Below are 12946 nucleotides of genomic sequence, written 5' to 3'. Positions count from 1 at the left end.
CGCTGCACACTTTTGCGCGACATGCATTAGGCTGAAAACACTGTGCGGCCCGCCATCATCGTTTGCAAGACCTTGCCCTGCAGCCGCGCGCCTTCGAAACAGGTGTTTTTCGAGCGCGAACGGATACCGCTTTCGCTGACGATCCATGGCTCGTCGAGATCGACCAGCGCAAGATCGGCGATCGCGCCTGGCTTCAGCGTGCCGCCGGGCAGGCCAAGCAGTCTTGCCGGCGCGGTGGACAAGGTCTCGATCAATCTAAGCAGCGTCACGTCGCCATTGTGATAAAGCCGCAGCGCCGCACCCAGCAGCGTTTCCAGCCCGATGGCGCCGGCCGCGGCGTCGGCGAAAGGCAGGCGCTTGGTGTCGACGTCCTGCGGGTCGTGCGAGGAGACTATGATGTCGATCGTGCCGTCCTTGACCGCCTCGATCATCGCCAGCCGGTCTTCCTCGGCGCGCAGCGGCGGCGTCAGCCGGAAGAAGGTGCGGTATTCGCCGACATCGTTCTCGTTGAGCGACAGATTGTGGATCGACACGCCTGCTGTGACATTCGCGCCGTCGGCTTTCGCCCGCGTTACCGCGTTTGCCGCCATGGCCGTCGAGATCTTTGCCGCGTGATAGGCGCCGCCGGTCAGCCGCGCCAGCGCAAGGTCACGCTCCAGCGGAATGGACTCGGCCTCGCGCGGAATGCCGGCGAGGCCGAGCCAGCTGGCATAGAGGCCTTCGTTCATGACGCCTGATGAGGCGAGGTCGGCGTCTTGGGTTTCATGCGCGATCACGCCGCCGAAATCGCGCGCATAGGTCAGCGCGCGGCGCATCACCAGTGCGCTTGATATGGTGTGCCGCCCGTCGGTGAATGCAACCGCGCCGGCTTCGCGCAGCAGGCCGAATTCGGTCATCTCGCGGCCCTCGAGGCCCTTGGTGATCGCCGCCGCCGGAAAGATGTTGACGATGGCCGTATCCTTGGCAGTGCGCAGCACGAATTCGACCAGCGCGACATTGTCGATCACCGGGTCGGTGTCGGGCATCATGACGATGGAAGTGACGCCGCCGGCCGCCGCCGCCAAGCTGGCCGAAGCGATGGTTTCGCGGTGCTCGCCGCCCGGCTCGCCGATGAAGACGCGCGCATCGATCAGGCCCGGGATGATTGCTTTGCCGGCGCAGTCGATGACGGTAGCATCTTGCGGAGCGCCCTGGTTCAAGGCCGACTTGCCGGCAGCGACGATCTTGCGGCCCTCGACAATGACGGTGCCGACCTGGTCAATGCCGCGCGACGGATCGATGATGCGGGCCCGGCTGAAGACCGTTGTGCTCATCGGGCAACTTCGCGGTTGCGGCGGGGATCGAGCAGCGCTTCCATCACCGCCATGCGCACGGCAACACCCATCTCCACCTGTTCCTGGATGACGCTCTGCGGCCCGTCGGCGATTTCCGAGGCAATCTCGACGCCGCGGTTCATCGGGCCGGGATGCATGACCAGAGCGCCGTCCTTGGCCGATTTCAGCTTCTCGGCATCCAGCCCGAAATAATGGAAATATTCGCGCACGGAAGGCACGAAGGCGCCTTCCATCCGCTCGCGCTGCAGCCGCAGCATCATCACCACATCCGCGTCCTTGAGCCCTTCGGCCATCGAACGGGTGACAACTACGCCCATTTTCTCGATGCCGGCGGGCAGAAGCGTCGACGGCGCCACGACGCGGACCTGGGCGCCGAGCGCGTTGAGCAGCATGATGTTGGAACGCGCCACGCGCGAATGCAGGATGTCGCCACAGATCGCCACGATCAGCTTCGACAGCGGGCCCCTGGCGCGGCGGATGGTCAGCGCGTCGAGCAGCGCCTGCGTCGGGTGCTCATGGGCGCCGTCGCCGGCATTGATCACCGAGCAGCCGACCTTTTGCGCCAGCAGTGCGGCGGCACCCGCCGACTGGTGGCGGATGATCAATATGTCGGGGCGCATGGCGTTCAGCGTCATCGCCGTGTCGATCAGCGTCTCGCCCTTCTTCACCGATGAGCTCGCCACCGACATGTTCATGACGTCGGCGCCTAGCCGTTTTCCGGCCAGCTCGAACGACGACTGCGTGCGGGTCGAGGCTTCGTAAAAGAGGTTGATCTGGGTGCGGCCGCGCAGCGTCGTGGTCTTCTTCTCTGACTGCCGCGAGATCGCGACCGCCCGGTCCGCCTTGTCCAGCAAAAGCTCGATGTCGGCGGGGGAAAGATCGCGGATGCCCAGAAGATGGCGGTGAGGATAGAGTGGCAGGGACGAAGCGTCGGTCATCTCAAGGCGCTGCTATAGGGTGGAGGACCTTTGGCTGCAAGCACCAGCTTTGGATTGCGGTCTTTCTCCCCGGTATTTTCGTCGCGCGCGTTGCGCGGCTTGGGCTATAAACCGCTACTGGCTTCGGATTCGTGGCCTTGTGATGATAAGGACAGTGCGTGACCGACGACGTGACGAACCAGCCGCCGCCGCTGGCAGGCGGCAACGCCTGGCGGGGCGATCCGTTGCTAATCCAGCTTGCCGAGCGTTTTTCCGATCCGGTGCGCAAAGATCTCGATGGGCTTGGCCGTTTCGTGCTGACGCAGGAGGCGCAGGAACTGGCTCGCCTGGCCAATGTCGAGACGCCGAAGCTCAGGACCCATGACCGGCAGGGCCGGCGCATCGATCTGGTCGAGTTTCATCCAGCCTATCACGCACTGATGCGCCGGTCGGTGGGGAACGGGCTGCATTCGTCGGTCTGGGAAAATGGCGATGCCGAGATCGGCCGCCGTCATCAGGTGCGCGCCGCGCGTTTCTACCTGACGGCCGAGCTCGAAACCGGGCATCTCTGTCCCATCACGATGACCAGCGCATCGCTGGCAGCGCTGATGGCAAGCCCGAAACTGTTTCGCGAATGGGCCCCGCGGGTGACGACACGCAAATACGACCAGAGCCAAAAGCCGCCGGTCGAAAAGACCGGGCTGACGCTCGGCATGGGCATGACCGAGAAGCAGGGCGGCACCGATGTCCGCGCCAACATCACCAGGGCCGAGCGGGCCGGCAGCAGCTTCTATCGGCTGACCGGCCACAAATGGTTCATGTCAGCGCCGATGTCGGATGCGTTCCTGGTGCTTGGACAGGCGCCGGAAGGACTTTCGTGCTTTCTCGTTCCCCGCATTCTCGGCGATGGTTCGGGCAACGGCTTCCGCTTCCAGCGGCTGAAGGACAAGCTCGGCAACCGCTCCAACGCCTCGTCCGAAGTGGAGTTCGTCGACGCCATCGGCGAGATGGTCGGCGAGCCCGGGGCGGGCGTGAAAACGATCATGGACATGGTGACGCTGACCCGGCTCGACTGCGCGATCGCCTCTTCGGCGATCATGCGTGCCGGCCTGGCCGAGGCCGTCCACCACACCCGTCACCGCCAGGTGTTTGGAACCAATCTGATCGAGCAGCCGCTGATGCAGCGCGTGCTGGCCGACATGGCGCTCGACGTCGCCGCGGCCACCGCGCTGTCGTTTCGGCTTGCGCGCTCCTTCGACGAAGCGGCCGGCGACCGCGGCGAGGCGGCCTTCGCTCGCGCCATGACGCCGGTCGTAAAGTACTGGGTCTGCAAGATCGCACCATCGCTGCTCTACGAAGCGATGGAGTGCCTCGGCGGCAATGGCTATGTCGAGGAGGCGCCGCTCGCCCGCTACTATCGCGAAGCTCCGGTCAACGCGATCTGGGAGGGATCCGGCAACGTCATGGCGCTCGACGTGCTGCGCGTGCTGGGGCGTGCACCCGGCCTGTTCGAGGAGGTGCTGGCCGGCATCGATCGCGATCTCGGCGCCGGCGGACGCGGCACCGTCGGTGTACTCAAGGCGGCAATGCAGGTCGCGGCAACCGACGAGGGCTCGGCCCGCCTGCTCACCGAGCAACTGGCGCTGTCGGCGGCTGCGGCGGAGCTTCGCAGGCTGGGGGCAGGGCGGATCGCCGACGCCTTCGTCGAGACGCGCCTCGCCGGCCAGTGGCGCAACACCTATGGCATGCTCGATTCGCGCCATGACGCGCGCATGATCATCGACACGCTCTATCCGCCGACGAACTGAGCCGCCAACAGCAGTACAACCGGGATGGTCGCGAAGGAAGCAAGCGTCTGCAGCGTCGTAACCGTAGCGTAAAGCTCGGCGTCGCCGCCCATCTGCTTGGCCAGCACATAACCGTTCATGGCGGTCGGCACGGCGCCGCACAGGATGAGAAACAGCAATTCCTCGCCGGTGACGCCAAGCAGGAGCGAAATGGCCAGCAGCAGCGCCGGAAACACCACCAGCTTGACCGCAACCGGGACGAGGATAGCGATCCTGGGCTTGACCAGGCTGTCGAGCCTCAGGCCCGCACCAATGCCGACGAGGCCAAGCCCAAGCGCGGCCTGGCCGATCAGCTGAAGCGTCTTGTTGACCGGCGCAAAAAGTTCGAAGGGCAGCGCGCGCAGCAGAAGACCGCCGGCAGCCGCGATCACCATTGGATTGGTCGCCATGCGGCGGATCAGCGTCGGCCAGTTGGCCGTCCTGTCGGCGAAGCGTGTAACCACGAAAACCGTCACAAGATTGATCGGCAGGATGATGATCGCCATCACCAGCGCGACGACAGCCATGCCGGCGGGCGGAAACAGTTTCTGGGCAATGGCCAGCGCCATGAAACCGTTCCAGCGGATCGACGTTTGGAAAATCGACGAGAATTCGGCCGCTCCGGCAAGACCGGCCTTGCGCAGAAACGGCCACAATGACAGCACGAACACAAACATCAGCGGCACGGTGATTGCCAGCGCCAGCATCATGGCATCCAGCTGCAGGCCGGTGAAATCGGCGTTTACGATCGTCACGAGAATCAGTGTCGGATAGAAGAACCAGTAGCCCAACTGGTCGATGCCGTGCCAGCCGGCCGGATCGATCACGTCGACGCGCCGAAGAATATTCCCGCACAGGAGAAGCAGGAAGATCGGCAGGATGCTTTCGAACGTGGCTTGCATGGAAGCGTCTCGGAGGGAGACTGTGCCATAGCAGGCATTGCCGGCATGTAAAGCGCCACGACCGGCGCTGTCGTGCTCCTGCGGACGCCCGTTAACCTTAATAAATGGTTTCCATTGCGGTGGCGGGCCGCAAAGCCCACTGTCCTGTTTACGGAAGCAGGAACGCCATGCGGCATATATTGAGCTCCTTTCTGGCCTTGCACTGGGCGGTCGTTTTCGCCCTGCTGGCGTTCCTCTGCATCGACGGGAATCGCGGTGTTGCGGCAGCGCTTGGCGTGCTCGGCGTCGCCGTCCAGAACACCCGCTTCGCCGACCTCGAAAGCGCCGTTGTCGTGGCACCGCTTGCTGTAGCGCTGCTGGTCGTAGCGGTGCTGTTCTGCTGGGCCTTTGTCGAGACTCTGTTTAGCGATCCGACAAATCCGGACGCCACCGACAGCGTCGTGCGGGTCGCCTTCATCTCCGCCTCCGGCGTATTGTCGCTGATTGTCGTCGGCGGCGCCGCGCAGGGCATCAGCGGGCTGTTCATGGTTGTCGCGGTGCAACTGGCGGCGCTGCTGGCGTCCTATGTCGCCATGCTCGCAGAGTGGCGGTCGGCCCTCGCCGCAGCGGTTCCGGGCACGGGTGAAATCCGTGCCGCCGCGCATGTGATGGCGAAGGCGGCGGCGCACAACTCGGCGCTCTCGCGCATTTCCGGCCGGCTGGACACGAACTTGAGGCCGGACACGAACTTGAGGGATGGCCGCTGATGCGTACCTTGTTCGCGCTATGGGCGGCGCCGCTCGCCCTGTTCTGGGGGTGGTTCTTCCTGTCGCTCAACGACATCAATTTCGGTTATGTCATGCTGAGCCGCCAATTGCATGACCTCGTCTTCCAGCTTTATGGGGAGATGCTCGGCATTGATCCGGTGCTCATTCCCGGCATGGTGGCAAAGGCCTGCATCTTCGACAGTCTGCTGCTCATGGCATTTTGGGCGTTCCGCCGCCGCCGGGTGATCGGCAGCTGGATCAGGATAATGCGCGACCGCTATTTCGGCCAAGCATCGACGCCGAGCGCCTGAAGCCGGTCGAGAACGCCCTGCAGAATAAAGGCCGCCGCGGCCGAATCGATCTTGCCGGCGCGTTTGCGGCGCGAAAAATCCATCTCGATCAACGTCCGCTCAGCCGCCACCGTCGACAGTCGCTCGTCCCACAAAACGAAGGGCAGGTCGGTCACACCAGCCATGTTGCGGGCGAAGGCGCGGGATTTCTGGGCGCGCGGGCCTTCCGACCCGCCCATGTTGATCGGCAGGCCGAGCACCACGGCGCCGACGTTCTCTTTCTGCAGCAAGGCGAGCAGCACAGCTGCATCCAGCGAGAATTTCCTGCGCATGATGACCGGACGCGGATGGGCGAAGGCAAAGCCCCTGTCGGAAACCGCCACGCCGATGGTCTTGTCGCCGAGGTCGAGCCCGGCCAGCGTCTTGCCGCCGCTGAGCCGCGCCGGCAACTCTTCGATGGTGATGATGCTCAACGGCCTTCCTTGGACCACACGCCGTGGGACTTTAATTTCACTGCCGGCGTTCTATCCTTTGGCGAAGCAAAAATCGAGGAAGGCATTCATGAAACTGACCTGGTACGGACATTCCGCATTCCGCATCGAAACCACCGACGCGAAAATCCTCATCGATCCCTATCTGATCGGCAATCCGTCATGGACGAGCGGCTGGGAAGGACCGGCGGAAGGGGTCACGCATGTTCTTTTGACCCATGGCCATAGCGATCACATCAGCGGTGCGCTCGAAGTGCTTGGGAAAAGCGGCGCTATGCTGGTCGCCAATTTCGAGGTCTGCATGTACCTGGTCGGCAGGGGCGCCAGCGACAAGAAGATCAATCCCGGCAATATCGGCGGCACCGTGGATTGCGGCGGTTTCACCACCACCTTCGTCCAGGCGCTGCATTCATCGTCGTTCCCGGGAAACAATGGCCTGAACACCTATCTCGGCAATCCAGGCGGCCTCGTCCTGCATTTTCCGGAAGACAAGACGCTCTATCACATGGGCGACACCGACATCTTTTCCGACATGGCGCTGATCAACGAATTGCATGAACCGAAGATCGGTATTGTGCCGATTGGCGACCGCTTCACCATGGGTGGCGCGGTGGCAGCCCTTGCCTGCCGACGCTTCTTTCAGTTTGAGACGGTCATCCCCAGTCACTTCGGCACGTTCCCGATCATCGACCAGACCGCCGACAAGTTTGTCGCAGGGTTGGAGGGATCCGGCGTGAAGGTGGCGTTGCCGGAGATCGGTGGGACGATTGCGTTGTAGAGAATGCCCAAGGCGGCAGCTATCTCAGCTGCGACAGCGTGGCCTGCCACAGACCTTCTGGGCCGGTTCTCAGCACGATGCATGTTGCGCGGCACGCGCCGCGCCGCTATAGCGCGGACTGGTTTTCCAGAGGCACAAACAACCATGTCCGTTGATCTTCAGACTGTGAAGCGCGTCGCGCGTCTCGCCCGTATTGCGGTGAGCGAGGAGGATGCCGAGCGCATGACCGGCGAGTTGAACGCCATTCTCGGTTTTGTCGAGCAATTGAACGAGGTCGATGTCTCCGGCGTCGAGCCGATGACTTCGGTGATCCCGATGGAGATGAAGAAGCGCCCGGACGTCGTCACCGACGGCAGCAAGGCGGCCGACATCGTCGCCAACGCACCGGCCACCGAAGAGAATTTCTTCCTCGTTCCGAAGGTGGTGGAGTAGCGGGCCGATGGCAATCGAGATCGCCATCGAGACGCCACTGCAGGACGATGTGCGCGGGCTGGTTAAGGAGCTCAACGCCACGCTGCTGCAACTGACGCCGCCGGAGCACTGCTATCACATGATCGTCGAACAGATGGCCGACAACGACACAACTGTCTTCATCGCTCGCGACAACGGCCTTGCCGTCGGTTGCGGCGCGCTGAAGCGCCACGATGGCACCGTCGGCGAGGTCAAGCGCATGTACACGCGGCCGTCGCATCGTGGACAGAAGATCGGCGCCAGGATCGTCGAGCGGATCGAAGCGCTGGCGCGCAATGAAGGGCTGAAGCGTTTGGTGCTGGAAACCGGCGACCGCCATCCGGCAGCGTGGACCGTCTATGAAGGCGCCGGATTTTCGCGCTGCGGCCCGGTGCTGGACTATCCCGATACCGAGTGGTCGGTGTTTTACGAAAAGAGCCTTGCCTGATGAGCGACCTGACCCACCTGACGATTTCGCAGGCCCGCACCAAGCTGCGCGCCAAGGAAATCACCGCAACCGAGATCACCGAAGCCTATCTCCAGGCGATCGAGCGGGCCAATCCGACGCTCAACGCCTATGTCGTCGTTACCGACGACAAGGCGCGCGACATGGCCAAGGCCTCGGACGCGAAGCTGGCGAAGGGCGAGGGCGGGACGCTCGAAGGCATACCGCTCGGGATCAAGGACCTGTTCGGCACCGAAGGCATCCACACCCAGGCCTGCAGCCATGTGCTGGATGGGTTCAAGCCACATTACGAATCGACTGTCACTGCCAATCTGTGGGCCGACGGCGCCGTGATGCTCGGCAAGCTCAACATGGACGAGTTCGCCATGGGCTCGTCCAACGAGACCTCCCACTACGGCCCCGTCGTCAATCCGTGGCGGCGTTCGCGCCTCGACACGGTGGTGATGCCAACCACGCATCAGGGCGATGGCGGTTTCGTCTCGGCCGGCGGCACCAGGACCGCGCGCACGCTGGACAACGCCCAGCTGGTGCCGGGCGGTTCGTCAGGCGGCTCGGCCTCCGCCGTTTCAGCGCTCCTATGTGCCGGCGCCACCGCCACCGACACCGGCGGTTCGATCCGCCAGCCCGCCGCCTTCACCGGCACGGTCGGCATCAAGCCGACCTACGGCCGCTGCTCGCGCTGGGGTATCGTCGCCTTCGCTTCGTCGCTCGACCAGGCCGGACCGATCGCCCGCGATGTGCGCGACGCCGCGATTCTCTTGAAATCGATGGCCTCGGTCGATCCGAGGGACACCACCTCGGTCGACCGGCCGGTGCCGGATTACGAGGCGGCGATCGGCAAGCCGATCAAAGGCATGAAGGTCGGCATCCCCAAGGAATACCGCGTCGACGGCATGCCCGACGAGATCGAGGCGCTGTGGCAGAAAGGCATTGCCTGGCTGAAAGATGCCGGCGCCGAGATCGTCGACATTTCGCTTCCGCATACCAAATATGCGCTGCCGGCCTATTACATCGTCGCGCCCGCCGAAGCCTCTTCGAACCTCGCCCGCTATGACGGCGTCCGCTATGGGTTGCGCGTGCCGGGCAAGGACATTGTCGACATGTACGAGAAGACCCGCGCCACCGGCTTCGGCCGCGAGGTCAAGCGCCGCATCATGATCGGCACCTATGTGCTCTCCGCAGGCTATTACGACGCCTACTATCTGCAGGCGCAGAAGGTGCGGAATCTCATCAAGCGGGATTTCGAAAACGCATTCGCCGCCGGCGTCGACGTCCTCCTGACGCCGGCGACGCCGTCGGCGGCCTTTGGCATCGCCGACGAGGACATGGCCGCCGACCCGGTCAAGATGTACCTCAATGACATCTTTACGGTGACGGTGAACATGGCTGGACTGCCGGGTATCGCCGTGCCCGCAGGGCTAGACGCCAAGGGCCTGCCGCTCGGCCTGCAGCTCATCGGCCGGCCTTTCGACGAGGAAACCTTGTTCCAGACCGCCCATGTCATCGAACAGGCGGCGGGTACGTTCCAGCCGGAAAAGTGGTGGTAGTGCCGTCTCCCATCTGAAGGGGTGAGGGATGTTCTACTATCTTTCCAAGGTGTCTTGGCTCCTCGTCCAGCCGTTAAATCTGGCGATCATCCTGCTGTTGGTCGCGTTGCTTGCTGCCTTGGTTGGGCGTCGAAAGCTGTTTGCCACCGGCAGCGGGCTGGCCTTTCTCATCCTCGCCCTCTCGACCTGGACCTCGCTCGGCGCACTGATGCTCAACCCGCTGGAAGAGCGCTTTCCGCGCCCGCCGCTGCCGGAAAAGGTCGATGGCATCGTCGTGCTCGGAGGCGGCATGGAGGGCGCCGTCAATTTCGCGCGTGGCGGCTATGAACTGAACGCCAGCGGAGACCGGGTGGTCGCGGCTGCCGTGCTGGCACGGCATTTTCCGACAGCTAAAGTCGTCATCTCAGGGGGCACTATCGCAATGATCGGCGAAGGCGAGGGCGATGCAGAGACGGCGCCGCGTCTGTTCGCCGCGCTTGGTGTGACGGCCGATCGGCTGATCCTCGAGAACAAATCCCGTAACACCTACGAGAACGCCGTCTTCACCCGGGAACTGGTCACCCCGAAACCGGGCGAGACCTGGCTGCTGGTGACCTCGGCCTTCCATATGCCGCGCGCCAAGGCGCTGTTCGACAAGGCCGGCTTTGCCACCATTCCTTGGCCGGTCGATTACCGCACCTCGGGCAAGGACGGCATCGGCCTGTTCCGCGACGATCCCTTCGGTTCGCTGCAAACCGTCAGCACGGCGGTCCGTGAATGGATCGGGCTCGTCGCCTACTGGCTGTCGGGCCGCATCGATCGGCTCTTCCCTGGACCGGGTGTTGGTTCGGGCGGCTGACCGATCACGGCTTGCCGGGCCGCCGAGAAGAACTGGCGACGCACCAGGACCGCCAGCAAAAGCAGCGTCGACAGCACGAACAATTTTGGGTCGACGAACCAGCCGAGATAACCGATCGAGAAAAACACGCCGCGAAGGCCGGAATTGAAGTGTTTCCCGGCCAGCATGTTCATGCGCGCCGCACGCCATACCGCCGTCTCGCTAACCGGGTTACGTGAGGCCTCGCCATGCGGAATCGGCACAGCTCCGATCAGAATCGAGCAGTAGTTGAACAGCCGGTAGGCCCAGCCGAACTTGAAAAAGGAATAGGCAAGAATCAGCACCAATCCGAACACCTTCATCTGAAAGGCGGAGCGGGATGATGTCGCGCCGAGCGGCAGATCGCTCAGCATCGAAACAACCTGATCGGAGGCGCCGACCAAGGCAAAACAGCCGCCGATCGCAATCAGCGAACTGGAGGCGAAGAAGGCGGTTCCCTGTTGAAGACCTGCCATAATGGCGGTGTCGACGATGCGGGTCTCGCGTTCGGCCATGGTCCGCATCCAGGCTTCGCGCTGGACGTTCATCGCTGTCGTCAGCGACATGCGGCTGACCAGCTTCCCGTCGGATGCGAGCGTATGCAGCACCCATACGAAAAGGAAGAAGGCCAGCGCCACGAGGTCGGCCGTCGACAAATGAAAGGAATCGCCCATGCGACCCTTTTACCACAAGCGGTGGCGCCGCTTCGATGGCGGAACGCAACGATGTCGCTGCCGGAGCAAACAAGGTCGGCAGGTGCAGCGCCGCGATCTTCGAAAGAGCGGAAACATCACAGGAATTCCTATATGTAAATTCCAATAGGAGACAGCGGCGCGTGTTCCTTTCGGTTTTCGACCTGTTCAAGATCGGCATTGGACCATCGAGTTCGCACACGATGGGACCGATGACAGCTGCGCGGCGTTTTCTCGACGAGGTCGCGGGAGATGACTGGCCACGCCCGGCCGGCGCCAAGGTCGACCGCATCGCCGCCAGCCTGCACGGCTCGCTTGCCTATACCGGCATCGGCCATGGTTCCGATCGCGCCGTCGTGCTCGGGCTTGCCGGCCAGACGCCGCAGACGGTGGACCCCGATCAGGCGGACAACATCGTCGACCGTATCGCCGCCGACAAGCGGATTTCGCCGCCCGGCCATCCCTCCTATCGCTTCGACCCGGCGACGGATCTGGTACTGGATCGCAAGACGCCGCTTTCCGGCCACGCCAACGGCATGGCTTTTTTCGCCTATGATGCTGACGACCGCCTGCTGCTCAAACGCATCTATTATTCGATCGGCGGCGGCTTCGTGGTTTCCGAGGAGGAGCTGCAGCGGATGAAGGTGAAGGGCTCGGTGAAGACGGAAGGCAAGAAGGTTCCATACCCCTTCAAGAACGCCGTCGAGATGCTGTCGATGGCGGCGAAAAGCGGCCTTTCCATCGCCGACATGAAGCGCGTCAACGAAGAGACGCAGATGCCGCGCGAGGAACTCGACGCCGGCCTCGACGGCATCTGGAGGGCGATGAAGAGCTGCATCGAGCGTGGCCTGTCGCAGGACGGCATCATGCCGGGCGGGCTGAAGGTGCGCCGACGCGCGCGGCAATTGCATGACAAGCTGCAGGACCAGTGGCGGCAGAACCGGCCCAATCCGCTGCTCGCCAACGACTGGCTGTCGATCTATGCCATGGCGGTGAATGAGGAGAACGCCGCCGGCGGGCGCGTCGTCACCGCGCCGACCAACGGTGCTGCAGGCACGCTGCCCGCGGTGCTGCGCTACTGGCTGCATTTCCATCCCGAGGCCGACCAGCCAAGCATCCGCGATTTCCTGCTGACCGCGGCGGCGATCGGCGGCATCATCAAGACCAACGCTTCGATCTCGGGCGCCGAAGTCGGCTGCCAGGGCGAGGTCGGTTCGGCCTCGGCGATGGCGGCAGCGGGGCTGTGCGCCGTGATGGGCGGCACGCCCGAGCAGGTCGAGAACGCCGCCGAGATCGCGCTTGAACATCATCTCGGCATGACCTGCGATCCGGTCGGCGGGCTGGTGCAGGTGCCTTGCATCGAGCGTAACGCACTCGGCGCCGTCAAGGCGGTGACGGCTGCTTCGCTGGCCATCAAGGGCGACGGCGTTCACTTCGTGCCGCTCGATGCCGCGATCGAGACCATGCGCCAGACCGGCCTCGACATGAACGAGAAATACAAGGAAACCAGCCTCGGCGGACTGGCCGTCAATATCGTGGAATGCTGAGCCAAACTTTGCACTGGGATTGGCACTGTGGAGAACAGCACTGCCAAGACTGGCACTGTGGAGAAAGTCGGCCAGGCCGTTGACGCCTTCGCACGCCGGACTAA

14 protein-coding genes are annotated in these 12946 nt (G+C 63.6%); 9 read left to right on the top strand and 5 right to left on the bottom strand.

From position 1 onward, the window contains the following. Positions 1–26: 26 nt before the first annotated feature. Together CIT31_RS22390 and CIT31_RS22385 are read right to left on the bottom strand one after the other, a co-directional pair. Positions 27–1313 (bottom strand): dihydroorotase, encoded by a 1287-nt coding sequence (locus tag CIT31_RS22390; RefSeq protein WP_095520415.1) that lies wholly within the window; start codon positions 1311–1313, stop codon positions 27–29. Further along, a complete protein-coding gene (locus CIT31_RS22385; RefSeq protein WP_095520414.1) occupies positions 1310–2272 on the bottom strand; it encodes an aspartate carbamoyltransferase catalytic subunit in 963 nt (320 codons plus the stop codon). Before CIT31_RS22385 ends, CIT31_RS22390 begins: the two co-directional genes overlap by 4 nt. Before the next feature lie 158 nt (positions 2273–2430). Here CIT31_RS22385 and CIT31_RS22380 point away from each other — a divergent pair, with 158 nt between their 5' ends. After that, positions 2431–4059 carry a DNA alkylation response protein gene (locus tag CIT31_RS22380; protein ID WP_095520413.1) on the top strand — a complete coding sequence of 543 codons (1629 nt, stop codon included), beginning with the start codon at positions 2431–2433 and terminating at the stop codon, positions 4057–4059. Here CIT31_RS22380 and CIT31_RS22375 read toward each other — a convergent pair. Beyond that, positions 4041–4979, bottom strand: coding sequence for an AEC family transporter (locus CIT31_RS22375; RefSeq protein WP_095520412.1), 939 nt, complete (start codon positions 4977–4979; stop codon positions 4041–4043). The genes CIT31_RS22380 and CIT31_RS22375 overlap by 19 nt on opposite strands. A 167-nt stretch (positions 4980–5146) precedes the next feature. Here CIT31_RS22375 and CIT31_RS22370 point away from each other — a divergent pair, with 167 nt between their 5' ends. Then, entirely contained in the window at positions 5147–5725 is a 579-nt protein-coding gene (locus tag CIT31_RS22370; RefSeq protein ID WP_095520411.1) for a hypothetical protein, read from the top strand. Continuing rightward, complete coding sequence (locus CIT31_RS22365) at positions 5725–6036, top strand: DUF6105 family protein (protein WP_095520410.1); 312 nt, start codon at positions 5725–5727, stop codon at positions 6034–6036. Before CIT31_RS22370 ends, CIT31_RS22365 begins: the two co-directional genes overlap by 1 nt. On the opposite strand, the gene ruvX is transcribed toward CIT31_RS22365, so the two are convergent. Next, positions 6003–6488 carry a Holliday junction resolvase RuvX gene (gene ruvX / locus CIT31_RS22360; protein WP_095520409.1) on the bottom strand — a complete coding sequence of 162 codons (486 nt, stop codon included), beginning with the start codon at positions 6486–6488 and terminating at the stop codon, positions 6003–6005. The two genes, CIT31_RS22365 and ruvX, sit on opposite strands and share 34 nt — an antisense overlap. Before the next feature lie 88 nt (positions 6489–6576). On the opposite strand from ruvX, the gene CIT31_RS22355 reads away from it, so the two are divergent. From CIT31_RS22355 to CIT31_RS22335, 5 genes are all read left to right on the top strand, one after another. Beyond that, entirely contained in the window at positions 6577–7284 is a 708-nt protein-coding gene (locus CIT31_RS22355) for a metal-dependent hydrolase (protein WP_095520553.1), read from the top strand. A 144-nt stretch (positions 7285–7428) separates the two neighbouring features. Next, positions 7429–7716, top strand: a complete 288-nt coding sequence (gene gatC, locus CIT31_RS22350; protein WP_095520408.1) for an Asp-tRNA(Asn)/Glu-tRNA(Gln) amidotransferase subunit GatC — start codon at positions 7429–7431, stop codon at positions 7714–7716. Positions 7717–7723: 7 nt separating this feature from the next. After that, positions 7724–8182 carry a GNAT family N-acetyltransferase gene (locus CIT31_RS22345; protein WP_095520407.1) on the top strand — a complete coding sequence of 153 codons (459 nt, stop codon included), beginning with the start codon at positions 7724–7726 and terminating at the stop codon, positions 8180–8182. Continuing rightward, entirely contained in the window at positions 8182–9747 is a 1566-nt protein-coding gene (locus CIT31_RS22340; RefSeq protein WP_095520406.1) for an amidase, read from the top strand. Before CIT31_RS22345 ends, CIT31_RS22340 begins: the two co-directional genes overlap by 1 nt. Before the next feature lie 28 nt (positions 9748–9775). After that, the gene (locus CIT31_RS22335; RefSeq protein ID WP_095520405.1) at positions 9776–10585 is read left to right on the top strand and encodes a YdcF family protein; all 810 of its coding nucleotides are present in this window, start codon (positions 9776–9778) and stop codon (positions 10583–10585) included. Here CIT31_RS22335 and CIT31_RS22330 read toward each other — a convergent pair. Continuing rightward, complete coding sequence (locus CIT31_RS22330) at positions 10522–11277, bottom strand: DUF599 domain-containing protein (RefSeq protein ID WP_095520404.1); 756 nt, start codon at positions 11275–11277, stop codon at positions 10522–10524. The two genes, CIT31_RS22335 and CIT31_RS22330, sit on opposite strands and share 64 nt — an antisense overlap. 161 nt (positions 11278–11438) lie before the next feature. Here CIT31_RS22330 and CIT31_RS22325 point away from each other — a divergent pair, with 161 nt between their 5' ends. Continuing rightward, complete coding sequence (locus CIT31_RS22325) at positions 11439–12842, top strand: L-serine ammonia-lyase (protein ID WP_095520552.1); 1404 nt, start codon at positions 11439–11441, stop codon at positions 12840–12842. The last annotated feature ends 104 nt before the right edge of the window (positions 12843–12946 follow it).

The organism is Mesorhizobium wenxiniae, assembly GCF_002284535.1.
In the GTDB taxonomy this organism is placed as follows: domain Bacteria; phylum Pseudomonadota; class Alphaproteobacteria; order Rhizobiales; family Rhizobiaceae; genus Mesorhizobium; species Mesorhizobium wenxiniae.
This window is presented reverse-complemented; position numbering and strand designations above follow the sequence as displayed.